The sequence below is a fragment of the Streptomyces deserti genome (assembly GCF_054782695.1).
This window is the reverse complement of sequence record NZ_BAAGRZ010000001.1, coordinates 1,077,760-1,104,065: the sequence shown is the minus strand read 5'-3', so window position 1 is coordinate 1,104,065 and position 26,306 is coordinate 1,077,760. Positions and strand designations below refer to the sequence as shown.

The window sequence follows — 26,306 nt, the reverse complement described above, 5'->3', positions numbered from 1 at the left end:
ACGCGCGTGACACCGCAACGGGGCTGGGCACGACGACTGTGGGGCTACGCCTGGCGCTACCCCAAGGACGTGGTCCTCGCCCTCGGCTCCTCCCTGGCCGGCATGGCCGTCATGGCGCTGGTGCCGCTGATCACCAAGGTGATCATCGACGATGTGATCAGCGACGACACCAGGGCCATGGCGCCCTGGGCGGGCGCCCTGATCGCCGCCGCGCTCCTCGTCTACGTCCTCACCTACATCCGCCGCTACTACGGCGGCCGGCTCGCCCTCGACGTCCAGCACGACCTGCGGACGGCGATGTACGCGACGATCACCCGGCTCGACGGGCGGCGCCAGGACGAGCTGTCCACCGGGCAGGTCGTCGGGCGGGCCACCAGCGACCTGCAGCTGATCCAGGGCCTGCTCTTCATGCTCCCGATGACCATCGGGAACTTCCTCCTCTTCCTGATCTCCCTGGTGATCATGGCGTGGCTGTCGCTGCCGCTCACGCTCGTCGCCCTCGCCGTCGCGCCCGCCCTGTGGTGGATCGCCAAGCGCAGCCGTGTCAGGCTCCACCCCGCCACCTGGTACGCCCAGGCCCAGGCCGCCGCCGTCGCGGGCGTGGTGGACGGCGCCGTCAGCGGCGTACGCGTGGTGAAGGGGTTCGGGCAGGAGGAGCAGGAGACCGGGAAGCTGCGGGAGGTCGGCCGGCGGCTCTTCGCGGGGCGGCTGCGGACCATCCGGCTGAACGCCGTCTACACCCCGGCCCTCCAGGCCGTGCCCGCCCTCGGCCAGGTCGCGATGCTCGCGCTCGGCGGCTGGCTCGCGGTGCGCGGCGACATCACGCTCGGTACGTTCGTCGCCTTCTCGACCTATCTCGCCCAGCTGGTCGGCCCGGTCCGCATGCTGGCCATGGTGCTCACGGTCGGGCAGCAGGCCCGGGCCGGCACCGAGCGGGTCCTGGAGCTGATCGACACCGAACCGTCCCTCGAGGACGGCACGAAGCCCCTCCCCGCCGACGCGCCCGCCACCGTCGAGTTCGACGACGTGTCCTTCGGCTACGACCCCGGCCACCCCGTCCTCGACGGCCTGTCCTTCGAGATCCGCCCCGGCGAGACCCTCGCCGTCGTCGGCTCCTCCGGCTCCGGCAAGTCCACCGTCTCCCTGCTCCTGCCGCGCTTCTACGACGTCACGCGCGGTGCCGTCCTGGTCGGCGGCCACGACGTGCGCGAGCTGACCCTCGAGTCCCTGCGGGCCGCGATCGGGCTGGTCCCCGAGGACTCCTTCCTCTTCTCCGACACCGTCCGCGACAACATCGCCTACGGCCGTCCGGACGCCACCCAGGAGCAGATCGAGGCCGCCGCCCGCGCCGCCCAGGCCGACCGGTTCATCCGGGACCTCCCCGACGGCTACGACACCGTGGTCGGCGAGCACGGCCTGACCCTCTCCGGCGGCCAGCGCCAGCGCATCGCGCTCGCCCGCGCGATCCTCACCGACCCCCGGCTGCTGGTCCTGGACGACGCGACCTCCGCGGTCGACGCCCGGGTCGAGCACGAGATCCACGAGGCGCTGCGGGAGGTCATGCGGGGCCGCACCACCCTGCTGATCGCCCACCGCCGCTCCACCCTCAACCTCGCCGACCGCATCGCCGTCCTCGACGGCGGGCGCCTCGCCGACATCGGCACGCACGAGGAGCTCCAGCAGCGGTCCGCCCTGTACCGGCGCCTGCTCACCGACCCCGACGAGCTCGGCGCGGTCTCCCCGGGCCACGCCCAGCCGGCCGTGCCGCGGGAGGACACCTCCGTACGGGAGGAGCTGGACGCCGAGTTCGACGCCGAGCGCGGCATCACGCCACGGCTCTGGGCGGGCGAGCGGGAGCCCAGGGACGCCGCGATGGACGGCAGTCCCGCCACCCCCGAACTCCTCGCCCAGGTCGAGGCGCTGCCCCTGGCCACCGGCACCCCGGACATCGACGAGGCGCGGGCCGTCCAGCCGGAGGAGTCGTACGGGCTGCGCAGGCTCCTCAAAGGCTTCGGGCTGCCGCTGCTGGTCAGCCTGGCCCTGGTCGCCGTCGACGCCGGCATGGGCCTGCTGCTGCCGATCATGATCCGGCACGGCATCGACTCGGGCGTCACACAGCTCTCCCTCGGCGCGGTCTGGGCGGCCTCGCTGCTCGCGCTGCTCACGGTGGCCGTCCAGTGGGCGGCGCAGAGCGGTGAGATCCGGATGACCGGACGCACCGGGGAGCGGGTGCTGTACGCGCTGCGGCTGAAGATCTTCGCCCAGCTCCAGCGGCTCGGACTGGACTACTACGAACGGGAGTTGACCGGGCGCATCATGACCCGGATGACGACCGACGTCGACGCGCTGTCGACGTTCCTGCAGACGGGCCTGGTCACGGCCTTCGTCTCGGTCGTCACCTTCTTCGGCATCATGGTCGCCCTGCTCGTCATCGACGTACAGCTCGCGCTCGTCGTCTTCGCCACGCTGCCCCCGCTGATCATCGCCACGTACTTCTTCCGCAGGGCGAGCGTGAAGGCGTACGAACTGGCCCGTGAGCGTGTGTCGGTGGTCAACGCCGACCTGCAGGAGTCGGTGTCCGGGCTGCGGATCGTGCAGGCCTTCCGGCGCGAGCGGGACGGCGGGCGACGGTTCGCCGAGCGCAGCGACAGCTACCGGCGCGCCCGCATCCGGGGCCAGTGGCTGATCTCGGTCTACTTCCCGTTCGTGCAGTTCCTGTCGGCGGCGGCGGCCGTGGCCGTGCTGGTCGTGGGCGGTGCCCGGGTCGACGCCGGCACGCTGACGACGGGCGCGCTGGTCGCCTACCTCCTCTACATCGACCTGTTCTTCGCACCCGTGCAGCAGCTCTCCCAGGTCTTCGACGGCTACCAGCAGGCGTCCGTCTCGCTGGGCCGCATCCAGGAGCTGCTCCAGGAGCCGACGTCGACCAAGTCCGCCGACGAACCCCGCGAAGTGCTCTCCCTGCGCGGGGAGATCGCCTTCGAGGACGTGCACTTCGCGTACGGCGCCGCCGACGAGACCGACGCGGCGCTCAGCGGCATCGACCTGCGCATCCCCGCCGGACAGACCGTCGCGTTCGTCGGCGAGACCGGTGCCGGGAAGTCGACCCTCGTCAAGCTGGTGGCCCGGTTCTACGACCCGACCAGCGGGCGGGTGACCGTCGACGGCACGGACCTCAGGGACCTCGACCTCACCTCCTACCGGCACCGTCTGGGCGTCGTCCCGCAGGAGGCGTACCTGTTCCAGGGCACCGTCCGCGACGCCATCGCCTACGGCCGCCCGGACGCCACCGACGCCGAGGTGGAGGCCGCGGCCCGCGCGGTCGGCGCCCACGAGATGATCGCCACGCTGGAGGGCGGCTACCTGCACGAGGTCGCCGAGCGCGGCCGCAACCTCTCCGCGGGGCAACGGCAGCTGATCGCGCTGGCCCGCGCCGAGCTGGTCGACCCGGACATCCTGCTCCTCGACGAGGCGACGGCCGCGCTGGACCTGGCCACGGAGGCGCAGGTCAACCAGGCGACGGACCGGCTGGCGGGCCGCCGTACGACCCTGGTGGTCGCCCACCGGCTGACGACGGCCGCCCGCGCGGACCGGGTCGTCGTCATGGACCAGGGCCGGGTCGCCGAGGACGGTACGCACGAGGAGCTGCTGGCCCGCGGCGGGCGGTACGCCGAGCTGTGGCGGACGTTCGTCGGGCAGGCCGAGCCGGAGGAGCCGGTCGGCGCGTCCCGGTGACGACCGCGCAACCATCCGACATACGTCATGCGTCCGTACACCCGTACGCCGATTCGTGGTAGTCGCGGTACGGGAGGACGACAGTGGACACCGGAGCGATACGTCGCCGCCTGGCGCTCGGCATGGCCGTGCTGACCGCGTCCGGGCTGCTCGCCGTCGCCGCGCCGAGCGACGCTCAGGCCGCCGCGTACTGCGCCGGACGCAAGGTCAGGACGCTCCCGTTCTCGACCGGCTCGGTGCTCGTCTACAAGCGGGGCGGTTACCTCTGTGCCGTCACCCTCCCCAAGAAGCCCGGCGTCAAGCGCACGATGTCGGTCAGTGTGCAGGCGCGCGGCAGCCGGCCGGTCGTCGACGAGGGCCGGTACAAGTACCGGGCCGGCCCGGTCACCGTGCACGCCGGGCAGCGCTGCGTGTGGGTGAAGGGACGGGTGGGCCGGGGCTCGGTCAGCGCCGGCTGGATCCTGTGCTGAGGCCCGCCCGGACCGAGGGATTCCCCCATGTCCCCTGGTGCGCAGGTGAGTTGGTCCGCTAGCTTCCGGCGCACATCTGTCTCACAGGGGAGTGCGCATGCGCAAGGCGCTCAGATGGCTGCTGGCGCTCACGGTGCTCATAGGCACGCTGAGTACGGCCGGGGCGGCCAGCGCCGCCGAGCCGGAGGCCACCGGCACAGCCGGCACCACTGACATCAAGGAGAGACTGCTCTCCATACCGGGCATGAGCCTGATCGAGGAGAAGCCGTACCCGGGCTACCGCTACTTCGTCCTCACCTACACCCAGCCGGTCGACCACCGGTACCCGGACAAGGGCACGTTCCAGCAGCGGATCACCGTGCTGCACAAGGACGTCTCGCGCCCCACGGTCTTCTTCACCAGCGGCTACAACGTCTCCACGACGCCCCGCCGCAGCGAGCCGACCCAGATCGTGGATGGCAACCAGGTCTCCATGGAGTACCGCTTCTTCACCCCGTCCCGGCCCGACCTGGCCGACTGGTCCGAGCTGGACATCTGGCAGGCGGCCAGCGACCAGCACCGCATCTTCGAGGCCCTGAAGCCCGTCTACACCAAGAACTGGATCTCCACGGGCGGTTCGAAGGGCGGCATGACCGCCACGTACTACGAGCGGTTCTACCCGCGCGACATGGACGGCGTCGTCGCCTACGTCGCCCCCAACGACGTGGTGAACAAGGAGGACTCGGCCTACGACCGCTTCTTCGCCACCGTCGGCACCAAGGAGTGCCGGGACCGGCTCAACGCGGTGCAGCGCGAGGCGCTGGTGCGCCGGGAGCCGCTGGAGAAGCGGTACCGGGAGTACGCCGACGCCGAGGGCCTGACCTTCACCACGATCGGCAGCCTGGACAAGGCGTACGAGGCGGTCGTGCTCGACTACGTGTGGGGCTTCTGGCAGTACAGCCTGCTGAAGGACTGCGACCGGATCCCGGCCGACGCGAAGAACGCCACCGACGAGGAGATCTGGACCTCGGTCGACACCATCGTGGGCTTCTCCGCCTATGCCGACCAGGGCCTGGAGCCGTACACGCCGTACTACTACCAGGCCGGTACGCAGCTCGGCGCGCCGACGATCGGGTTCCCGCACATCGAGAAGCAGTACATCCGCTACGGCTACCTGCCGCCGCGGTACTTCGTCCCGCGCGAGATCCCGATGCGGTTCCAGCCGTGGGCGATGCGGGACGTCGACACGTGGGTGCGGCACAACGCGCGGCACATGCTCTTCGTCTACGGCGAGAACGACCCGTGGGGCGCCGAGCCGTTCCGGCTGGGCAAGGGCGCGAAGGACTCCTACGTGTTCACGGCCCCGGGCATGAACCACGGCGCGAACGTCGCCGGTCTCGTGGCGGACCAGAAGGCCCTCGCGACGGCCAGGATCCTCCAGTGGGCGGGCGTCGCGCCCGCCGCGGTCCAGGCCGACCCGTCGGCGGCGAAGCCGCTGGCGAAGTTCGACAAGAAGCTGGACAAGCGGGACGTACGGCGGGAGATGACACTGCGCCCGTAGGCCCGTAGGCCCGTAGGCCCGTAAGTCCGTCAGTCCGGTCCTGCGCCCGGCCGTCGCTCACAGCGGCCGGGCGCAGCCCACCGGCGTCTCGCCGCCGAGCCGGACGTACAGGGCCGTCGACGCCGGGCACTGGGAACGCGCGTCCACCGCCTTCGTCACCTTGTACTGCGGTTTCCGCTTGCCCCGGCCGTCGCAGGCCGTCTCGCGGACCTGCCCGTCGCCGGAGCTGTAGACGCAGTCACCGACGATGGTGCGCGGCCCGCCTCCGCCGCCCGGGTCACCGGGGTGCGGCGGCTGGAGGTTGCGCATGCAGGCGTAGCCCTGTGGCACCGCCCCGTCACCGTCCTCGTCGGACGCGGGGCGCTGCTCGCTGATGTGCAGCACGAAGTCCGTGGTCGCCGGGCAGCGCGGCCCGTCGCGCACCGTGCCGTCGTGCCGGGCCACGACCCGGGCCGCCGCCCGCTCACCGGCGCACGGCACCTCGGTGAAGCTCGTCGTCCCGAAGGAACTGCACTCGTCGACCGCGAGGAACACCGCCCCGTATCCGGACGGCCGCGTCGGCTCCGGCGACACGGTCACCGTGGACGGCTCGCCCAGCCGGCCGTCCTCCTCCCCGGCCGCCGACGGACTCTGACAGCCTGTCAGCAGTGCGCCGAGCAGCGTCAGCAGCCCGCACACCACCCCCACGGACCATCTCTCGCGCATCGCCATCCCCCCGAGCACCCCCGCCCAGCGTGACCCGCCGCAGCGGGCACACGCCAGGCATCCAGGAGGGTTTGCGCATGTTGGGGGCGATGCGCCCGGTACGTGGCGTACGTCTAGTACGACAGTCCGTGTCCGATGGGATACAGCACCTGCGCCGGATCGTCCGCCCTCGGCACCGGCACGGGCAGCTTCCCGCACGGCGCCACCCGCCCCGCGATCACCCGTGCCGCCGCCCGCAGTTCCACGTCGGTCCAGGAGTACGTCGCCAGGCAGGCCGGTACGGAGGGCAGCCGGGCCACGTCGTACGGGTTGCGGATCGCCACGGCCACGACCGGCCTCCCGGTGGCGACCAGCTGTTCGACCAGTGTCTTCTGGCTGCTGGTGGCCGTGACGTTGTACGTCCCGACCACCACCGCGTCCGCGTCCCGCGCCGCCGCGACCGCCTTGGCGATGGTCGCCTGGGAGGGCGCCGTGCCGGTGGACAGGGCGGTGGCCGTGAAGCCGAGTTCGGTGAGGGCGGAAGCCAGCACGCCCGTCGGCGGTCCCGTCGTCCCCGACGGCGAGGCCGGATCCGCGCCGACGACGAGCAGCCTGGCGTGCCGGTGCCGGGACAGCGGCAGCAGGTGCTCCTCGTTGACCAGCAGCGTGGTCGTCCGCTCGGCGATCCGGTCGGCCGCCGCCAGGTGCGACCGGACGCCCACCGTGCGGTCGACGTCGCCGTGGCTGGCGTACGGGTCGCGGAACAGGCCCAGCTTCGCCTTCAGCCGCAGGATGCGCAGGATCGATTCGTCGAGCCGGGCCTCGGTGAGCTCGCCGTCCTGGACGGCCTTCAGGACGGCGTTCCAGGCGAGGTCCAGGTGCGGCGGGTTGAGGAGCTGGTCCACGCCCGCCTTCAGCGCGAGCACCGGCACCCGGTCGTCGCCGTACTTCGTCCGGACACCCTCCATGCCGAGGGAGTCGGTGACCACGACGCCGTCGTAGCCGAGTTCGCCGCGCAGGATGCCGGTGAGGATGGGGCGGGAGAGGGTGGCCGGGTCGCCGGAGCCGTCGAGCGCCGGGACCATCAGATGGGCGGTCATGATCGAGTCGATGCCGGCCTCGATCGCCGCGCGGAAGGGTGGCGCGTCCAGCGTCTCCCACTCCGTGCGGCTGTGCGTGATGACGGGAAAACCGGTGTGGCTGTCGACCGCGGTGTCACCGTGCCCGGGGAAGTGCTTGGCGGTCGCCGCGACCCCCGAGCGCTGGAACCCGACGACCTCGGCGGCGACCAGGGCGGCGACCGCCTCCGGGTCGGCGCCGAAGGACCGTACGCCGATGACCGGGTTGGCCGGGTTGACGTTCACGTCGGCCACGGGGGCGTAGTCCTGCCGGATGCCCATGGCGCGCAGCTCGCGGCCCGCGATCCGCCCGAGGGCACGGGCGTCGGAGCGGGAGCGTCCGGCCCCGATCGCCATCGCGCCCGGGAACAGGGTGGCGGGCTCGCCCACGCGCGCGACGATCCCGTGCTCCTGGTCGGTGGAGATCAGCACGGGCAGCCCGCGCGGCAGGTGCAGCGACGCCTGCTGGATGCCGTTGGAGAGGTCCGCGATCTGGTGGGGATCACGGGTGTTGTGCGCCCAGGCGAAGTAGATGATGCCGCCGACCCGGTACTTCGCGATCAGCTCGGCGGCCGTACGGACGCCGATCTCCTTGAGGTTGGCGTCGATGTCGGCCTGGTCGGGGGCGGTGGCGGAGTGGCCGTACACCCGCATGACGAAGAGCTGGCCGACCTTCTCCGGGAGCGTCATCCGGGAGATGAGGGTGCGGAGTTCGTCGTCGCGGGCGGCGTCGGCGTACGCGGTGCCGCCGACGGCCAGGGCGGTGGTGAGGCCCGCGGTGGCGGCGAGAACCGTACGTCTGGAGGGGGTGGCGGTGTTTCCTGTGCTTGCCGTGCTGGTGTCGGGCACGTGCGCTCCTTCCGGAGGAAACCGCTGAAGGAAACTTCCAGAAGGTCAGCAATAACCGGGAAGTTTCTGCCGGTCAAGGGAATGCACAGTAACCAAAGAGGGGCCGCCATCGGCGCAGTTGGAGGGGGGCGCGCCGATGGCGGCATGCTGCCGGCCACGGTACGGCGGAGAGGGTGGTCAGCGATCGCAGCCAGCAGCGAGGGCCGACACCGCACCACGGTGACTCATCCGGCAACCTGCGCATTGGACGAGCGGGGGCGGGAGCGGGTTCCCGGGTTCGGCCGGATTTCCCGAAGTCGGTGGCTTTGGGGTCAGTGAGGCGGGCGAGGCGGGGTCACCGCCGGCAGGCCGGACTCCACCTGCTCCCCGGGCGGCCGCCGGGGCACGAACACCCCGGCGGCACCTTGAGGGCGTCCCTCACGCCGAGTCGTTGAGCAGCCGCGACAGGTGCTCGCGTCCGGGCCCCAGCAGGTCGGGCAGCGGGGCGGCGGCCTCGTACCACCGCTTCTCGTACTCCCAGCACAGCCAGCCGTCCCAGCCGTTGCGGGACAGCACCTCCACGCACTCGGCCAGCGGCAGCACACCGGCGCCGAGCGGCAGCGGGGTGGTGTCGTCGGCGGAGGCGATGTCCTTGACCTGGATGTAGCCGAGGTACGGGGAGAGGGCCGCGAAGCTCTCCGAGGGCTGTTCGCCGCCCAGCCAGGTGTGCATGACGTCCCACAGGGCGCCGACCTGGCGGTGACCGACCAGGCCGAGGACGCGGATCGCGTCGGCGCCGGTGCGGTGCGAGTCGTGGGTTTCCAGCAGGATGCGCACGCCCGCATCGGTGGCGTACTCGGCGGCCGTGCCCAGACGCCGGGCGGCCGTCGCGTCGGCCTCCTCGGGACTCTGGTCCGGGCTGCCGCCGGGGAACACCCGGATGTACGGGGCACCCAGGTCGCGGGCGAGGTCGAGGAGGGCACGGATCTCGGCCAGGACGGGGTCGTCGTCGCCCGGTGCGGCGACCCGCGCGTATCCCGCCAGACCCAGGATCTCGACGCCCGTCGCCTTGAACTCGGCGGCGACGTCGGCCCGTTCGCCGGGGCCGAGGCCGGGATGCACCGGCTCCTCGGGATGTGCGCGCAGCTCGACACCGTGGTAGCCGTGCGTGGCCGCGAGCCGCAGTACGTCGGTCAGGGGCAGGCCGGGGACGCCGAGGGTGGAGAACGCCAGCTTCATGGAGACGGACCCTACCCCGCACCCCTGCCGGTGACTCCTCTTGGTCACTCGGGCGTTGCGCGCAGGTCCAGCCGCCAGTCCTGGCCGACCAGGTCACGGCCGAAGGAGCGGTGGGGTTTCTCGGCGACCAGGACGAAGCCGTGCCGCTGGTAGATGCGGCGGGCGGCGGTGAGGACGTCGTTGGTCCACAGGACCACCTCGCGGTAGCCGACCTCGCGCGCGAAGTCGACGACGGCGCCGACCAGCCGGTCGCCGATGCCGAGGCCGCGCGCGTCCGGCTCGACGAGCAGCAGCCGCAGCCGGGCGGCCCCGGGCACCTCGTCCCGTACGCACATCACACACCCCACCGGCCGTCCGTCGAGCTCGGCGATCCACACCCGCTCCAGACGCGGATCGTGGTCCTGCGCGAAGTCGGCGACGATCCTCGCGACCAACCCCTCGTAGTCGGCGTTCCAGCCGTACTCGGCGGCGTACAGCGCGGCGTTGCGCTGCACGATCCAGCCGAGGTCGCCGGGGCCGGGCTCGCGCAGGACGACGTCCTCGGCGCGCGGGGCCCGGCGGTCTTGCAGGATCGCCCGGACCGTCCGCATCGCCTCCGCCAGCCGCGGCCGGTCGTCCGGCGGCACCGTGGCCAGCAGCGCCCCGACCGTCTCCCGCGCCCGCTCGTCGAGCAGGTCGGCGGCCTGGCGGCCACGCGCGGTGAGCGTGATGCGGCGGCGGCGCGGATCCGTCCGGGACGGACCGCGCTCGATCAGCCCGTCCTGCTCGAACCTGGTGAGGATGCGGCTCAGGTACCCGGCGTCCAGGTGGAGCTGCGCCCGCAGGTCGGCGGCGTCCGTGCGCGGTGCGTGGGCGAGCTCGTACAGCACACGGGACTCGGTGAGGGTGTACGGGGCGTAGAGGTGCCGGCCGTAGTCGAGGGCACCGATGACGTTCGTGTAGAAGCGGTTGAAGGAGCGGATGTCCTGGACGGTCATGATCGGCCCCGATCCTTGACCCAGTCAGGGATATCTGAGGTCGAGCGTAGGCCGCACCCGCTCCTTGGTCCATGGCCGCGACCGCGCCTACGCCTCACCGGCCCGGCGGTAGACGCACACCTGGGCGCCGGTGGACGCGGTGGTCGTCGAGACCAGCTCGAAGGCGGCCTTCGTCCCGTCGTCGGGGAAGATCGACTTGCCGCCGCCGAGGATCACCGGCGAGACGATGAGCCGCAGCTCGTCGGCCAGGCCCTCGGAGATGAGCGTGCGGGCCAGGGTGGGGCTGCCCATCACCAGGATGGTGCCGCCGTCGCTCTCGCGCAGCTTGCGCAGGTGGGCCACGGCGTCGTCGCCGGGGATGCGGGTGGTGTTGGCCCACGTCAGGTCGTCCTCGCCGAGGGTGCTGCTGACGACGTACTTCTGGATGGCGTTGATCCGGTCGGCGAAGGGATCCCCGGCCCGCTCGGGCCACGCCCCCGCCATCGTCTGCCACGTACGCCGCCCGAACAGCACCGCGTCGGCCTCCTCCAGCGCCGCGTCGAAGGCACCGCCGACGACCTCCGGGTCGAAGAAGGCGTGACTCCAGCCACCGTGCGCGAAGCCGCCGTCGGTGTCCTCCTGCGGGCCGCCGGGGGCCTGCACGACACCGTCCAGGCTGATGAACTCGGTGATGACGATACGCATGGGATGCACTCCAGTTCCTTGCTCGATCCGTACGGCACTGAAGACCGTAGGGGGCCGCGGAACTCATCGCCGCTCGGGAAGAAAGATCGGGGCAGGCTGCTCGACCCGCCGGGCATCCCGCCGAACGGACGGGGAGGCGCAGTACATCCAATGAGGCGCATCCGGTGAGGCGGATCCGGTGAGGCGCACCCGGTGAGACGCACCGGTGAGCGTCCGCCTCAGGAAGCCCGCGGCACCCCGGTCGACCCCCGGACCATCAACTCCCCGCGCACCGCGGCGATCCCCCCGGGCGGCGGCTCCTCCCGCCCCATCGCGATACGCCCGGCCCGCGCCCCCGCCTCCGCCAGCGGCAGCCTCACCGTCGTCAGCGAAGGCACCGCGTCGATGCTGAACGGCAGATCGTCGAACCCGGCGACCGACACGTCCTCAGGGATCCGCAGACCGGAGTCCCGCAGCGCCGCGCACGCGCCGAGCGCGACGGAGTCGTTCGCGGCGACGACGGCCGTGAGGGACGGGTCGCGGCGCAGCAGCTCCAGCGTGGCCTCGTAGCCGGACTGGCGGTCGTACCGCCCGTGGACCGTCCAGCGCGGGTCCTCCCCTATGCCGTGCGCGGCGAGCGCCGCCCGGTGTCCCTCCAGCCGGTGACGCGTGGTCGTCCGCTCCTCGGGGCCCGCGATGTAGCCCAGCCGCCGGTGCCCGAGCCGGATCAGGTGCTCGGTCAGCTCCTGCCCGCCCCCGCGGTTGTCGAAGGTCAACGCGATGGCCCCGGTGTCCGGCGCCGGCGGCCGCCCGCACAGCACCACCCGCGTCCCGGCGTCCGCCAGCTTCCGCATCTTCGAGGCCATCGCCGCCTGGTGCGCCGCGTCCTCGATGGCCCCGCCGGTCAACACGACCGCCGCCGCCCGCTGCCGCTGCAACAGGGTCAGGTACGTCAGCTCGCGCTCCGGAGAACCTCCCGTGTTGCAGACGACCGCGAGTCTCTCGCCGCCCGCCCGGCCGCCCGGCCCTCCGATCTCGGACTGGATCGCGCTCGCCATGATCCCGAAGAACGGGTCGGCGATGTCGTTCACCAGGATCCCGACCAGGTCGGACGTGGCGGCGGCCAGGGCGCTGGCGGGCCCGTTGAGCACATAGTCCAGCTCGTCCACCGCCTTGAGCACGCGCTCACGCGTGGAGGCTGCCACGGGGTAGTTGCCGTTCAGTACGCGCGACACCGTCGCGGGGGAGACCTGCGCGCGGGCCGCCACGTCCGCCAGGGTCACCGTCATGTCCTCGTCCTCCGGTCGCGCATCTCGTCGTACGCCCTCGTACACACCCGGGCCTGTGGCCACGGTTCCGAGGAGACCTTACGGCCCGGGGCCCGCGTCGTTCGCCCCCTCGAACGACTCGTCCTTCTCGTCCTTGCCGTGGTCTTGTCCAGACCGCAGTTCAGAGGCTAGCTTCTTACATATAGAAAGCGCTTGCTGTATCGCTCACCAGTGAACCCGGCGGGAACGGGGGAAGCCCGTGCAGCCGGTGGCGCCGGTGGCGCCTATGAAGGGAATGACGTGACACGCAAGACGGTGCGTATCGCCATGAACGGCGTGACCGGGCGCATGGGCTACCGCCAGCACCTCGTCCGCTCCATCCTGGCCCTCCGCGAGCAGGGCGGCCTCGACCTCGGCGACGGCACCGTGCTGTGGCCGGAGCCGATCCTGGTCGGCCGCCGCGAGCACGCGCTCAGGGCGATGGCCGAGCAGCACGGCCTGGAGCACATCTCGACGGACGTCGACGCGGTGCTCGCCGACGACACGGTCGACATCTACTTCGACTCCCAGGTCACCTCCGCCCGCGAGGAGGCCATCAAGAAGGCGATCGCGGCCGGCAAGCACATCTACACCGAGAAGCCGACGGCGACGGGCCTCGAAGGCGCCCTGGAGCTGGCCCGGCTGGCGGCCCAGGCCGGCATCAAGCACGGCGTCGTCCAGGACAAGCTCTTCCTCCCCGGCCTGCTGAAGCTGAAGCGCCTGATCGACGGCGGCTTCTTCGGCAGGATCCTCTCCATACGCGGCGAGTTCGGCTACTGGGTCTTCGAGGGCGACTGGCAGACGGCACAGCGCCCGTCCTGGAACTACCGCGCGGAGGACGGCGGCGGCATCGTCGTCGACATGTTCCCGCACTGGGAATACGTGCTGCACGAGCTGTTCGGCCGCGTGAGGTCCGTCCAGGCCACCGCCACCACCCACATCCCGCAGCGCTGGGACGAGAACGGCAAGCCGTACGACGCCACCGCCGACGACGCCGCCTACGGCATCTTCGAACTCGAGGGCGGCGCGATCGCCCAGATCAACTCCTCCTGGGCCGTGCGCGTCAACCGCGACGAGCTCGTCGAGTTCCAGGTCGACGGCACGGAGGGCTCGGCGGTCGCGGGACTCAGGAACTGCCGGGTCCAGCACAGGTCCGCCACCCCCAAGCCGGTCTGGAACCCCGACATCCCCGCCACCGAGGTCTTCCGCGACCAGTGGCAGGAGGTCCCGGACAACCAGGACTTCGACAACGGCTTCAAGGCCCAGTGGGAGCTGTTCCTCAAGCACGTCTACGCCGACGCCCCCTACCACTGGGACCTGCTGGCCGGCGCCCGCGGCGTCCAGCTCGCCGAGCTGGGCCTGAAGTCCTCGGCGGAGGGCCGCCGCCTCGACGTACCGGAGATCTCGCTGTGACCATCCAGCTTCCTGACGCACACGGCGGCCTGAGGACGTACGAACCCCGCACGGAACCTCTCGCCCTCACCCCCGGCGCCCCCTTCACCTCCCGTACGGTCTTCTCCGCGGCGCACGTCGTCGCCGACCCCTGCGCGGACGTGTCGCCCGACTCGCCCGCCGCCGTCGACTGGGACGCCACCCTCGCCTTCCGCCGCCATTTGTGGTCCCACGGCCTGGGCGTCGCCGAGGCCATGGACACCGCCCAGCGCGGCATGGGCCTGGACTGGGCGGGGGCGGCGGAGCTGATCCGCCGGTCGGCCGCGGAGGCTCGCAGCGTGGGCGGCCGGATCGCCTGCGGTGTGGGCACGGACCAGCTGCCCGTCACCGAGATCGGCTACCCGTACGGCCTGGACGAGATCCGGGCCGCCTACGAGGAGCAGCTCGCGGTGGTCGAGGAGACGGGCGCCCAGGCGATCCTGATGGCGTCCCGCGCGATGGCCGCCGTCGCCAAGAGCCCGGACGACTACCTGGAGGTCTACGGCCACCTGCTCCGCCAGTCCGCCGAGCCGGTGGTCCTGCACTGGCTGGGCCCGATGTTCGACCCGGCGCTGGAGGGCTACTGGGGCAGCACCGACCTCGACGCCGCCACCAGCACCTTCCTGGAGGTCATCGCCGCCCACCCGGACAAGGTCGACGGCGTCAAGATCTCCCTGCTGGACGCGCAACGGGAGATCGACCTGCGCCGCAGGCTCCCCCAGGGAGTGCGCTGCTACACCGGCGACGACTTCAACTACCCCGAGCTGATCGCGGGCGACGACCAGGGCTTCAGCCACGCCCTGCTGGGCATCTTCGACCCGCTGGGCCCGCTGGCGGCCGAGGCGGTCCGGGTCCTCGACACGGGCGACGTGCAGGGCTTCCGGGGACTGCTGGACCCGACGGTCGAGCTGTCGCGGCACCTCTTCCAGACCCCCACCCGCTTCTACAAGACGGGCGTGGTCTTCCTGGCCTGGCTCGCGGGCCACCAGTCCCACTTCACGATGATCGGCGGCCTGCAGTCGGCCCGCTCCCTCCCGCACTTCGCGAAGGCGTACGAACTCGCCGACGGCCTGGGCCTGTTCCCGGACCCGAAGCTGGCGGAGGAGCGGATGAAGACCCTGCTCTCGCTGTACGGGGTGGCCCAGTGAGCAGTGGACTCGAGCGCTTCTCGATCAACCAGATGACGGTGAAGCAGCTGTCGATGCCGGAACTGGTGGACACCTGCCGCGAGTTGGGCGTCCCCGGCGTCGGGCTGTGGCGCGAGCCGGTCCGGTCGTACGGCCTGGAGGCCACGGCGAAGCTGGTCCGCGACGCGGGCCTGACGGTGACGACGCTGTGCCGCGGCGGCTTCTTCACCGCGATCGACCCGCAGGAACGTTCCCGCGCCCTGGCCGACAACCGCCGGGCGATCGACGAGGCGGCGACGCTGGGCACCGACACCCTGGTGCTGGTCTCGGGCGGCCTGCCCGCCGGCTCGAAGGACCTGCACGGCGCCCGGGAGCGCATCGCGGACGCCCTGGCGGAACTGGGCCCGTACGCGGAGCAGCACGGCGTACGCCTGGCCATCGAGCCGTTGCATCCCATGTACGCCTCGGACCGCTGCGTGGTCTCCACCCTCGCCCAGGCCCTGGATCTCGCCGAACGCTTCCCGGCGAACCAGGTGGGCGTGACCGTGGACACGTACCACATCTGGTGGGACGACACGGCTCCTGCCCAGATCGCCCGGGCGGGCGCGACGGGCCGCATCCACACCTTCCAGCTCGCCGACTGGACGACCCCGCTGCCGGAGGGCGTCCTGACCGGCCGCGGCCAGATCGGCGACGGCTCGATCGACATGCGGGAGTGGAAGGGCCACGTGGAGGCGGCCGGATACACCGGGCCGATCGAGGTGGAGCTGTTCAACGACGGGCTGTGGGCGCGGGACGGGCGGGAGGTGCTGGCGGAGACGGCGGAGCGGTTCGTGGAGCACGCCCTGTGATCCGGCTCTGAGCCACGCCTGCTGCCCCGCACCCGTCGGCCGGGGTGGGGCAGTGGGCGGGGCCGGGGTCGTCCTCGGCGTCCAGACAGCGGCCCAGCACCGAGGCGAGCAGGTCCGAGAAGCCGGCAAGAATTTCTCACCGAACCCTGCAACCCTTTCCCCACCCCGCGGGTCGTACTTGGCATCAGGACTTCTCGGAGGGGGATCCGGGGGGGATCGCTGGGGTTCTGGTGGGGGAGGGAAAGCCGAGGGGGCCCGGTCGACGGACGGGGCCCCCTCGAAGCATGTGAAGGGCTTCTGCGTGCCTTCGACATGCGGGGCGTTTTCGACATGCGGGGTGTTCTAGAAGAAGACCCCGCACCGCAGCAGCACGTTCGCGTACGGGCGGGCCTCCCCGGTCCGTACGACCAGCCGCGCCCCGGCCGACAGCTCCTTCAGCCGCTCGTGCGGGACCAGCTCCAGCCCGGGGAAGTGACCGTCGAGCAGGGCCGACGCCTCGGCGTTCGCCTCCCGTACCTCCGTCGCCGCCGTTGCCCCCTCGACCACCAGCTCGGCCAGCAGACCGTCCAGCACCTCGGCGAAGGACGGCACCCCGGCCCGGAAGGCCAGGTCGACGACGCGTGGCCCGGCGGGTATGGGCATGCCGGCGTCGCACACCAGCACCTCGTCCCCGTGGCCCAGTTCGGCCAGCGCTCCGGAGAGGTGACGGTTCAGGATTCCGCTCTTCTTCACAGCGCGGCGACCTCCGCCGCGGTCGGGAAGGACTCCTGTGCGCCCCGCTTCGTGACGGCCGCCGCCCCCACCTTCGCCGCGAACGCCGCCGCCTCGGCGAGCGACTCGCCCGCGCCCAGCCGGAAGGCCAGCGCGGCGGTGAACGCGTCACCCGCGCCGGTCGTGTCCACGGCGTTCACCTCCACGGACGGGACGCGCGCGACACCCTCGGACGAGGCCACCAGCGCGCCTTCCGCGCCCAGCGTCACCACCACCGAGCGCGGCCCCTTCGCGAGGAGGACGCGCGCCCAGTCCTCGGGGGCGTCCCCCACGGCCGAGTCGCCCAGGATCACCTTCGCCTCGTGCTCGTTGACGATCAGCGGGTCGCAGGCGTCCAGCACCTCCTGGGGGAGGGGCCGCGGCGGTGACGGGTTCAGGACGAAGCGGCTGTCCGGCGCCAGGTTCCGTACCACCTCCACGACCGTCTCCAGCGGGATCTCCAACTGTGTGGAGACCACCCGGGAGGCGTGGAACAGGCTCCCGGCCGCACGGATGTCCTCGGGCGTCAGCCGGCCGTTCGCGCCCGGCGAGACCACGATGCTGTTGTCCCCGGAGGGGTCCACCGTGATCAGCGCGACCCCGGTCGGCGCGCCGCCGACCAGGACGCCCACCGTGTCGACGCCGGCCGCCCGCTGCGAGTCCAGCAGCACCCTGCCGTACATGTCGTCGCCGACCCGGGCCAGCAGGGCCGTACGGGCCCCGAGCCGGGCGGCCGCGACCGCCTGGTTGGCGCCCTTGCCGCCCGGGTGGACGGCCAGGTCGGAGCCGAGCACGGTCTCGCCGGCACCCGGCCGGCGCTCGACACCGATCACCAGGTCGGCGTTGGCCGACCCCACGACCAGCAGGTCGTAGTCGTACATGGAATGTCTCCCCAAGTAGCCCCGTACAGCCCCGTATGACCCTGTATGGCCTCGTAGAGCCCGTGGCGACGGCCCGTCCGTGGGGGACGGGCCGTCGCCTGAGGTCAGCCGCCGAAGCCGGCCACGTTCTCCTTCGTGACCACCTTCACCGGCACCTTCACCGTCTCTTCGACCTTCTTGCCGTCGGCCGCCCGCAGCGCGTTGTCCACCGCGATCCTGCCGAGTTCCTTCGGCTGCTGCGCGACCGACGCGTACAGCGTGCCCGCCTCGACCGCCTTCAGGCCGTCCGGCGTGCCGTCGAAGCCGACGACCTGCACCGACTTGCCGGCCTTCGGGCCGAGCGCCTTGATCGCGCCGAGCGCCATCTCGTCGTTCTCGGCGAAGACGCCGTCGATGTCGGGGTGGGCCTGGAGCAGGTTGGTCATGACGTCCAGGCCCTTGGTGCGGTCGAAGTCGGCGGGCTGCTTGGCGACGACCTTGATGCCCGGGTAGGCCTTCAGGCCCTCGGCGAAGCCCGCGCCGCGCTCGCGGCTGGCGGAGGTGCCGGCCTGGCCCTGCAGGATGACGATCGTGCCCTGGCCGCCCAGCTTCTCGGCGAGCGCCTTGGCACCCAGCTTGCCGCCCTCGACGTTGTCGGAGGCGACCAGCGCGGCCGTGTCGGCCTTGTTGACGCCCCGGTCGACGGCGACGACGGGGATGCCGGCCTTGTTCGCGGACCGGACCGAGGGGCCCGCCGCATCCGAGTCCACCGGGTTGACGATGATCGAGCCGAGACCCTCGCTGGTGAAGTTCTGCAGCTGGTTGGCCTGCTGCGAGGCGTCGTTCTGCGCGTCCGTGACCGTCAGGTCCACGCCCAGCTTCTTCGCCTCCGCCTCGGCACCCGCCCGGATCTGCACGAAGAACGGGTTGTTGAGCGTCGACAGGGACAGGCCGATCTTCTGCGTCTTCGCCTCCGACGAGCCGCTGTGCAGGAAGGACATCGCGCCGACGACCGCCACCGCGACCACGGCCGCGATCACGTACGTCGCCACCTGCCTGCCCTTGCCGCCACTCGACGTGCCCGCCGCCACCGGAGTCGCCCCCGCCTTGCGCCGCACCGTGTCCAGCAGCACCGCCAGCGCGATGACGACACCGATCACGACCTGCTGCCAGAACGCCGAGACGGAAAGGAGGTTGAGGCCGTTCCTGAGCACCGCCAGGATCAGCGCGCCGATCAGCGTCCCGGACGCCTTGCCGGTGCCGCCCGCCAGCGAGGCGCCGCCGATGACGACCGCGGCGATCGCGTCGAGCTCGTAGCCCTGCGCGGCCTGCGGCTGGGCCGACGAAAGACGCGAGGCGAGCACGATGCCCGCGGCCGCCGCGAACAGACCCGACAGCGCGTAGATCACGAGCTTCTGCTTCTTCACCCGCAGCCCCGACAGCCGGGCCGCCTCCTCGTTGCCGCCGATCGCGTACATCGAGCGGCCGATGTACGTCCGGCCGAGCACGAACGCCGTGATCAGACCCATGACGACCATCACGAGCACCGGCACCGGCAGCCAGCCGCCCAGCGTGTCACCGAGGTGCGAGACCGAGTCGGGGAAGGCGATCGGGGAGCCCTGCGAGATGACCAGGGACAGGCCGCGGGCCACCGACAGCATCGCCAGCGTCGCGATGAACGGCGGCAGCTTGCCGTACGAGATGAGGAAGCCGTTGACCAGGCCGCACGCGATGCCGGTCACGACGGCGAGGAGCACGGCCAGGAAGACCGGGACGCCCTCCGACGTGGCGCTCCAGGCCAGGACGGTGGCCGACAGCGCGGCCACGGAACCCACCGACAGGTCGATGCCCGCCGAGACGATCACGAAGGTGACGCCGAAGGCCAGGATGGCGGTGACCGCCGCCTGCACGCCGACGTTCAGGAGGTTGTCGGTCGTCAGGAAGTCGCCGGACAGCGCCGACATGGCGATGACGAGGACGATGAGCGCGGTGAGCGCGCCGTTGTCGAGCAGGAGACGGCGCAGGCCGCCCGAGGCGCCACCCGCGCCCGCGGTGCTCTTGAGCGTGTCAGTGGCCACGGGGGGCCTCCACTTCGGTCGTAGGAGTACTTACGGCGAGTGCCATCACGGCGTCCTGCGTGGCCTCGTCGGCCGCCAGCTCGCCCGCGATCCGGCCCTGTGCCATCACCAGCACCCGGTCGCTCATGCCGAGCACCTCGGGCAGGTCGCTGGAGATCATCAGGACGGCGGCGCCCTGGGCCGTGAGTTCGTTGATGAGCTGGTAGATCTCGACCTTGGCGCCGACGTCGATGCCGCGGGTCGGCTCGTCGAGGATCAGCACCCTGGTGTCCGCCAGCAGCCACTTGCCGATGACGACCTTCTGCTGGTTGCCGCCGGACAGCGTCCGCACGTGCTGGCCGAGGCCCGCCATGCGGACGCCCAGCTGCCCGGCGATCCGGGCGGCGGCCTCGCGCTGGCCCTTGAGGTCGACGAGCCCCGCGCGGGTGGCCGACCGCAGCGTCACCAGCCCGAGGTTCTCCTCGACGGAGGCGTCCAGGACGAGCCCCTGGCGCTTGCGGTCCTCGGGCACCAGCCCGATGCCCGCCGCCATGGCGGCGTTCACGTCATGGCGCCTGAGCGGGGCACCCGCCACCTTCACGGCCCCCTTGTCGTACGGGTCCGCCCCGAACACGGCCCGCACGACCTCCGTACGACCGGCCCCCACCAGCCCGGCGATGCCGACGACCTCGCCCGCGTGCACCTCGAAGCTCACGTCGTGGAAGACCCCGTCCCGCGTGAGCCCCTCGACCCGGAGCAACGCCTCGCCGGTGTCCGGCCGTTGACGCGGGTACTGCTGCTCGATCGACCGGCCCACCATGAGCCGTACGAGCTCGTCCTCGGGCGTGGCGGCGGGCACCTGGCCGACGCTCTTCCCGTCGCGGACGACGGTGACGCGGTCCCCCAGGGCGGCGATCTCCTCCAGGTGGTGCGTGATGAACACGATCCCCACGCCGTCCTCGCGCAGCCTGCGCACGATGGAGAAGAGCTTGTCGACCTCCTCCGAGGTCAGCACGGCGGTCGGCTCGTCCATGATGAGCACGCGCGCGTTCAGGCTCAGCGCCTTCGCGATCTCGACCATCTGCAGGCGGGCGATGCCGAGTTCACGCACGCGCGCGCGTGGCGACACGTTCACGCCGACCCGCTCCAGCAGGACCGCGGCCTGCGCCTCCATCGCCTTCCGGTCGATCATCCCGAAGCGGCGCGGCTGCCGCCCCAGGAAGATGTTCTCGGCGACCGTCAGATCGGGAACCAGGTTGAACTCCTGGTAGATGGTGGCGATCCCGAGGCGCTCGGAGTCCTGCGCGCCCTGGATGCGCACCTCCTCGCCGCCGACCAGGATCCGGCCCGCGTCGGGCGTGTAGGCGCCCGACAGCATCTTGATGAGGGTGCTCTTGCCCGCGCCGTTCTCGCCGAGCAGCACGTGCACCTCACCGCGGCGCAGATCGAAGTCGACGCCGTCGAGCGCGACCACGCCGGGAAAGGTCTTGCGGATGCCCTCGATGCGCAGCAACTCGTCCGGGTCGCTCACGTCGTACTCCTTCGTACGGGGGATGGGGCGGGGGTTCGTGCCGGGGACTGTGCGGGTGCCGGCTCGCCGCACGAGCGGCGTACGACGAGACGGGCGGGGAGGGTGACGGACCGCGGGGTCCGCCCCTCGATGCGGTCGACCAGCGCGCGCACGGCCGCGCGCCCCAACTCGCCGGTGGGCTGGGCGATCGCGGTGACCGGCGGATCGGTGTGCACGAACCAGGGGATGTCGTCGAACGCGGCCAGCGCGATGTCGTCCGGAACGCGCAGCCCGCGCGCGCGGATCGCGTCCAGCGCCCCCAGGGCCATCAGGTTGTCCGCGGCGAAGACGACCTCGGGCGGCTCGGGCAGGTCCAGGAAGCCCTCGGTGACCCGGCGGCCGCTCTCGGCCTGGAAGTCGCCCTGGCCGATGTATGCGGCCGGGAGGGCGAGGCCGTGGGCGCCGAGAGCCTCCCGGAAGGCCTCCACGCGCTCCCGGCCGGTCGTGGTCGCCGCCGGGCCCGCGATGATCGCGAGCCGCCGGTGCCCGAGCCCGTACAGGTGCGCCACGAGGTCCCGCACGGCCGCCCGCCCGTCCGCCCGGACGACCGGCACGTCCACGCCCGGGATCCACCGGTCCACGAACACCATCGGCGTCCCCCCGCGCGCGGCGTCCAGCATCAGCGGCGAACCGCCGTCGGTGGGGGAGACCAGCAGACCGTCGATACGGCGGTCCAGCAGGGTCCGTACATGGTGGTCCTGGAGGCCGGGCCGCTCGTCGGCGTTGCCGATGATGACGCTGTAGCCGAGCGCGCGGGCCTCCTCCTCGACGGAGCGGGCCAGCTCGTTGAAGTAGGGGTTCATCACGTCGCTGATGACCAGGCCGAGGGTGTGGGTCTGGTCGGTGCGCAGGGAGCGGGCGACGGCGTTCGGGCGGTAGCCCAGGGCCTCGACGGCGGCCAGCACGCGCGTGCGTGCCTCGGCGCTGACCGACGGATGGTCGTTCAGGACGCGCGAGACCGTGGCGACGGAGACACCCGCCTCGGCAGCGACGTCCTTGATGCTCGCCATCGCCGCTCCACCTCCTTGTGGAATCGATGCGCGGATCGTCGGGAATCGATCCGCGGGTCGTCGTGGAATCGTTTACATCGACGACACGGAGGATTGGAATCGATTACACCCGCGTTAATCAAGCCCTCAACGACATCCCGAGACCGGATCGTGACGAACCTCCGGCCCGCAGCCGCGTCGGCCGAGCGCCGCCGGGCCGCCTTGTCCACAGGTCCCGGCCGCCTGTCGGTGCCGGGCGGTACCGTCGGATCATGTCCAACCAGGCGGGGAGTCCCCCACAGGCGGGGAACGGGGAGCGACGACTGGCCGTACTCGAAGGCGTCCTGGAACGCATCACGTACGCCAACGAGGAGAACGGCTACACGGTCGCGCGCGTCGACACCGGCCGGGGCGGCGGCGACCTCCTCACGGTCGTCGGCGCGCTGCTCGGCGCCCAGGTCGGCGAGTCCCTGCGCATGGAGGGCCGCTGGGGCTCGCACCCGCAGTACGGCAAGCAGTTCCTGGTCGAGAACTACACGACGGTCCTGCCGGCCACCGTCCAGGGCATCCGCCGCTACCTCGGCTCGGGCCTGGTCAAGGGCATCGGACCGGTCTTCGCCGACCGCATCACCCAGCACTTCGGCCTGGACACCCTGAAGATCATCGAGGAGGAGCCCAAGCGGCTCATCGAGGTGCCCGGCCTCGGCCCCAAGCGCACCAAGAAGATCGCCGACGCCTGGGAGGAGCAGAAGGCGATCAAGGAGGTCATGCTCTTCCTCCAGACCGTCGAGGTCTCCACGTCGATCGCGGTGCGCATCTACAAGAAGTACGGCGACGCCTCGATCTCCGTCGTGAAGAACCAGCCCTACCGGCTGGCCGCCGACGTCTGGGGCATCGGCTTCCTCACCGCCGACAAGATCGCCCAGTCCGTCGGCATCCCGCACGACAGCCCGGAGCGCGTCAAGGCGGGTCTGCAGTACGCGCTGTCGCAGTCCACCGACCAGGGCCACTGCTTCCTGCCCGAGGAGCAGCTGATCAAGGACGCGGTCAAGCTGCTCCAGGTCGACACGGGCCTCGTCATCGACTGCCTGGCCGAGCTGGCCGGGCCCCCGGAGGACGGCGAGGACCCCGGCGTCGTACGGGAGAAGGTGCCCGGCCCGGACGGCGGCCCGGAGCCCGTGACGGCCGTCTACCTCGTCCCGTTCCACCGTGCCGAACTCTCCTTGTCCGCCCAGCTGTCGCGCCTGCTGCGCACCGAGGAGGACCGTATGCCGGGCTTCCGGCAGGTGGACTGGGGCAAGGCCCTGGGGTGGCTCAGGGGGCGTACGGGGGCCGAGCTCGCCCCCGAGCAGGAGGCGGCCGTCAGGCTGGCGCTCACCGAGAAGGTCGCCGTGCTCACCGGCGGCCCGGGCTGCGGCAAGTCCTTCACGGTCCGCTCGATCGTGGAGCTGGCCCGCGCCAAGCGGGCGAAGGTGGTGCTGGCCGCCCCGACCGGCCGGGCCGCCAAGCGCCTGTCCGAGCTCACCGGCGCCGAGGCCTCCACGGTCCACCGCCTGCTGGAGCTCAAGCCCGGCGGCGACGCCGCCTACGACCGGGACCGGCCGCTGGACGCCGACCTGGTGGTGGTCGACGAGGCGTCCATGCTGGACCTGCTGCTCGCCAACAAGCTGGTCAAGGCGGTGCCCCCGGGGGCTCATCTGCTGTTCGTCGGGGACGTGGACCAGCTGCCCAGCGTCGGCGCGGGGGAGGTCCTGCGGGACCTGCTGGCCGACGGCAGCCCGATCCCCGCCGTCCGCCTCACCCGGGTCTTCCGCCAGGCCCAGCAGTCTGGCGTGGTCACCAACGCGCACCGCATCAACGCCGGGCAGCACCCGGTCACCGACGGCATGAAGGACTTCTTCCTCTTCGTCGAGGACGACACGGAGGCCGCGGGACGGCTCACGGTGGACGTGGCGGCCCGGCGGATCCCGGCCAAGTTCGGGCTCGACCCGCGCCGGGACGTGCAGGTGCTGGCGCCGATGCACCGCGGCCCGGCCGGCGCGGGCACCCTCAACGGCCTGCTCCAGCAGGCCATCACCCCCGGCCGCCCCGACCTGCCCGAGAAAAGGTTCGGTGGACGTGTGTTCCGTGTCGGCGACAAGGTCACTCAGATTCGCAACAATTACGAGAAGGGCAAGAACGGTGTCTTCAACGGCACCGTGGGCGTGGTCACCTCGCTCGACCCGGTCGACCAGCGTCTGACGGTGCTGACGGACGAGGACGAGGAGGTTCCGTACGAGTTCGACGAGCTCGACGAGCTGGCCCACGCGTACGCCGTGACCATCCACCGCTCCCAGGGCAGCGAGTATCCGGCGGTCGTCATCCCGGTGACCACGGGCGCCTGGATGATGCTCCAGCGGAACCTGCTGTACACGGCGGTCACCCGCGCCAAGCGGCTGGTCGTCCTCGTCGGTTCGCGCAAGGCGATCGGACAGGCGGTGCGCACGGTGTCGGCGGGCCGGCGCTGCACGGCACTCGACTTCCGGCTCGCACCCCGCCCCCTCGGGGACTGAGCACCCTGGAGACAGGCCTCACGGACGCTACGCGACTGACATCCCAAAAAATGATCGATCAAACGAGTCGCAAAGGTCACAAGGCACTTCCAGTTGGGGAACGCAACGGGCAGGATGAGCAAGTTGGCGGCACTGAGTGCCGCCAGTAGGCCCGATGGTCGACCCCGAGTGCACTCTCCTGAGCCAAGTGGGGGATGGTAGAGACAGTCAGGGCACCTCGAAGATGAGGCACAACGTCGGTGAGGGAAGACGTGAGCGACAACTCTGTAGTACTGCGGTACGACGGCAACGAGTACACCTACCCGGTGATCGACAGCACCGTCGGTGACAAGGGCTTCGACATCGGCAAGCTCCGCGCCCAGACCGGTCTGGTGACGCTGGACAGCGGCTACGGCAACACCGCCGCCTACAAATCCGCCATTACCTACCTGGACGGCGAGGCCGGCATCCTCCGGTACCGCGGCTACCCGATCGAGCAGCTGGCCGAGCGCTCCACGTTCCTGGACGTCGCCTACCTGCTGATCAACGGCGAGCTGCCGACCGTCGACCAGCTCACCGCGTTCCGGAACGACATCACGCAGCACACCCTGCTGCACGAGGACGTCAAGAACTTCTACAAGGGCTTCCCGCGCGACGCCCACCCGATGGCCATGCTGTCGTCGGTCGTCTCGGCGCTGTCGACGTTCTACCAGGACAGCCACAACCCGTTCGACGAGCGCCAGCGCAACCTCTCCACGATCCGTCTGCTCGCCAAGCTCCCGACGATCGCGGCCTACGCGTACAAGAAGTCGATCGGCCACCCGTTCGTCTACCCGCGCAACGACCTCGGCTACGTCGAGAACTTCCTCCGCATGACCTTCTCCGTCCCGGCGCAGGAGTACGAGCTCGACCCGACCGTGGTCTCGGCCCTGGACAAGCTGCTGATCCTGCACGCGGACCACGAGCAGAACTGTTCGACGTCCACGGTCCGCCTGGTCGGCTCCTCGCAGGCGAACATGTTCGCCTCGATCTCCGCCGGTATCAACGCCCTGTGGGGCCCGCTGCACGGCGGCGCCAACCAGTCCGTGCTGGAGATGCTGGAGGGCATCCGCGACTCCGGCGGCGACGTCGACTCCTTCATCCGCAAGGTGAAGAACAGGGAGGACGGCGTCCGCCTGATGGGCTTCGGCCACCGGGTCTACAAGAACTTCGACCCGCGCGCCAAGATCATCAAGGCCGCCGCGCACGATGTGCTGTCCGCCCTCGGCAAGTCCGACGAGCTGCTGGACATCGCGCTGAAGCTGGAGGAGCACGCGCTCTCCGACGACTACTTCGTCTCGCGCAGCCTCTACCCGAACGTGGACTTCTACACCGGCCTGATCTACCGGGCCATGGGCTTCCCGACCGAGATGTTCACGGTCCTGTTCGCCCTCGGCCGGCTGCCGGGCTGGATCGCCCAGTGGCACGAGATGATCAAGGAGCCGGGCTCCCGCATCGGCCGCCCGCGCCAGATCTACACGGGCGTGGTGCAGCGGGATTTCGTCCCCGTCGAGGAGCGTTGATCTCCTAGCCGGCACCG

The 26,306-nt window shown here is 71.4% G+C and carries 19 protein-coding genes; 8 read left to right on the top strand and 11 right to left on the bottom strand.

What is annotated here, in order from left to right; translation table 11 throughout:
- The first annotated feature begins 6 nt into the window (after window positions 1–6).
- The 3 genes from ACYVMZ_RS04930 to ACYVMZ_RS04920 all read left to right on the top strand — a co-directional run bounded on the left by ACYVMZ_RS04930 (window position 7) and on the right by ACYVMZ_RS04920 (window position 5,745).
- Complete coding sequence (locus ACYVMZ_RS04930; RefSeq protein ID WP_461075765.1) at window positions 7–3,735, top strand: ABC transporter ATP-binding protein; 3,729 nt, start codon at window positions 7–9, stop codon at window positions 3,733–3,735.
- 83 nt (window positions 3,736–3,818) lie between these two features.
- The gene (locus tag ACYVMZ_RS04925) at window positions 3,819–4,205 is read left to right on the top strand and encodes a hypothetical protein (RefSeq protein ID WP_461075764.1); all 387 of its coding nucleotides are present in this window, start codon (window positions 3,819–3,821) and stop codon (window positions 4,203–4,205) included.
- A 97-nt stretch (window positions 4,206–4,302) separates the two neighbouring features.
- Window positions 4,303–5,745 (top strand): aminopeptidase, encoded by a 1,443-nt coding sequence (locus ACYVMZ_RS04920; RefSeq protein ID WP_461075762.1) that lies wholly within the window; start codon window positions 4,303–4,305, stop codon window positions 5,743–5,745.
- A gap of 57 nt (window positions 5,746–5,802) precedes the next feature.
- Here ACYVMZ_RS04920 and ACYVMZ_RS04915 read toward each other — a convergent pair whose 3' ends face one another.
- The 6 genes from ACYVMZ_RS04915 to ACYVMZ_RS04890 form a co-directional block, all read right to left on the bottom strand.
- Window positions 5,803–6,450: a hypothetical protein gene (locus ACYVMZ_RS04915; RefSeq protein ID WP_461075760.1), complete on the bottom strand. Its 648-nt coding sequence runs from the start codon at window positions 6,448–6,450 to the stop codon at window positions 5,803–5,805.
- A gap of 113 nt (window positions 6,451–6,563) precedes the next feature.
- Complete coding sequence (locus ACYVMZ_RS04910; protein ID WP_461075758.1) at window positions 6,564–8,396, bottom strand: glycoside hydrolase family 3 protein; 1,833 nt, start codon at window positions 8,394–8,396, stop codon at window positions 6,564–6,566.
- A 417-nt stretch (window positions 8,397–8,813) separates the two neighbouring features.
- Entirely contained in the window at window positions 8,814–9,614 is an 801-nt protein-coding gene (locus ACYVMZ_RS04905; RefSeq protein ID WP_461075756.1) for a sugar phosphate isomerase/epimerase family protein, read from the bottom strand.
- A 44-nt stretch (window positions 9,615–9,658) separates the two neighbouring features.
- Entirely contained in the window at window positions 9,659–10,591 is a 933-nt protein-coding gene (locus ACYVMZ_RS04900) for a bifunctional helix-turn-helix transcriptional regulator/GNAT family N-acetyltransferase (RefSeq protein WP_461075754.1), read from the bottom strand.
- Between the two features lie 87 nt (window positions 10,592–10,678).
- Window positions 10,679–11,275 carry a dihydrofolate reductase family protein gene (locus ACYVMZ_RS04895; RefSeq protein ID WP_461075752.1) on the bottom strand — a complete coding sequence of 199 codons (597 nt, stop codon included), beginning with the start codon at window positions 11,273–11,275 and terminating at the stop codon, window positions 10,679–10,681.
- Between the two features lie 218 nt (window positions 11,276–11,493).
- Entirely contained in the window at window positions 11,494–12,543 is a 1,050-nt protein-coding gene (locus tag ACYVMZ_RS04890; protein ID WP_461075750.1) for a LacI family DNA-binding transcriptional regulator, read from the bottom strand.
- Between the two features lie 279 nt (window positions 12,544–12,822).
- On the opposite strand from ACYVMZ_RS04890, the gene ACYVMZ_RS04885 reads away from it, so the two are divergent.
- Genes ACYVMZ_RS04885 through ACYVMZ_RS04875 form a run of 3 tightly spaced genes read left to right on the top strand, consistent with a single transcriptional unit; the run spans window position 12,823 to window position 15,970 of the window.
- Complete coding sequence (locus ACYVMZ_RS04885; protein WP_461075748.1) at window positions 12,823–13,974, top strand: Gfo/Idh/MocA family protein; 1,152 nt, start codon at window positions 12,823–12,825, stop codon at window positions 13,972–13,974.
- Window positions 13,971–15,140: a dihydrodipicolinate synthase family protein gene (locus tag ACYVMZ_RS04880; RefSeq protein WP_461075746.1), complete on the top strand. Its 1,170-nt coding sequence runs from the start codon at window positions 13,971–13,973 to the stop codon at window positions 15,138–15,140. Before ACYVMZ_RS04885 ends, ACYVMZ_RS04880 begins: the two co-directional genes overlap by 4 nt.
- Before the next feature lie 32 nt (window positions 15,141–15,172).
- Window positions 15,173–15,970, top strand: coding sequence for a sugar phosphate isomerase/epimerase family protein (locus ACYVMZ_RS04875; protein ID WP_461076349.1), 798 nt, complete (start codon window positions 15,173–15,175; stop codon window positions 15,968–15,970).
- A gap of 342 nt (window positions 15,971–16,312) precedes the next feature.
- On the opposite strand, the gene rbsD is transcribed toward ACYVMZ_RS04875, so the two are convergent.
- The 5 genes from rbsD to ACYVMZ_RS04850 all read right to left on the bottom strand — a co-directional run bounded on the left by rbsD (window position 16,313) and on the right by ACYVMZ_RS04850 (window position 22,217).
- Complete coding sequence (gene rbsD / locus ACYVMZ_RS04870; RefSeq protein WP_461075744.1) at window positions 16,313–16,702, bottom strand: D-ribose pyranase; 390 nt, start codon at window positions 16,700–16,702, stop codon at window positions 16,313–16,315.
- Window positions 16,699–17,601, bottom strand: coding sequence for a ribokinase (locus ACYVMZ_RS04865; protein WP_461075742.1), 903 nt, complete (start codon window positions 17,599–17,601; stop codon window positions 16,699–16,701). The genes rbsD and ACYVMZ_RS04865 overlap by 4 nt, the downstream gene beginning before the upstream one ends.
- Before the next feature lie 104 nt (window positions 17,602–17,705).
- On the bottom strand, window positions 17,706–19,658 hold the full coding sequence (locus ACYVMZ_RS04860; RefSeq protein ID WP_461075740.1) for an ABC transporter permease/substrate-binding protein: 1,953 nt from the start codon (window positions 19,656–19,658) through the stop codon (window positions 17,706–17,708).
- Window positions 19,648–21,168 carry a sugar ABC transporter ATP-binding protein gene (locus ACYVMZ_RS04855; protein WP_461075738.1) on the bottom strand — a complete coding sequence of 507 codons (1,521 nt, stop codon included), beginning with the start codon at window positions 21,166–21,168 and terminating at the stop codon, window positions 19,648–19,650. The genes ACYVMZ_RS04860 and ACYVMZ_RS04855 overlap by 11 nt, the downstream gene beginning before the upstream one ends.
- Window positions 21,165–22,217 (bottom strand): LacI family DNA-binding transcriptional regulator, encoded by a 1,053-nt coding sequence (locus ACYVMZ_RS04850; protein WP_461075736.1) that lies wholly within the window; start codon window positions 22,215–22,217, stop codon window positions 21,165–21,167. The genes ACYVMZ_RS04855 and ACYVMZ_RS04850 overlap by 4 nt, the downstream gene beginning before the upstream one ends.
- A gap of 251 nt (window positions 22,218–22,468) precedes the next feature.
- On the opposite strand from ACYVMZ_RS04850, the gene recD2 reads away from it, so the two are divergent.
- Window positions 22,469–24,748 carry an SF1B family DNA helicase RecD2 gene (recD2, locus tag ACYVMZ_RS04845; protein WP_461075734.1) on the top strand — a complete coding sequence of 760 codons (2,280 nt, stop codon included), beginning with the start codon at window positions 22,469–22,471 and terminating at the stop codon, window positions 24,746–24,748.
- Between the two features lie 251 nt (window positions 24,749–24,999).
- The gene (locus ACYVMZ_RS04840) at window positions 25,000–26,289 is read left to right on the top strand and encodes a citrate synthase (protein WP_461075732.1); all 1,290 of its coding nucleotides are present in this window, start codon (window positions 25,000–25,002) and stop codon (window positions 26,287–26,289) included.
- Window positions 26,290–26,306: the final 17 nt, after the last annotated feature.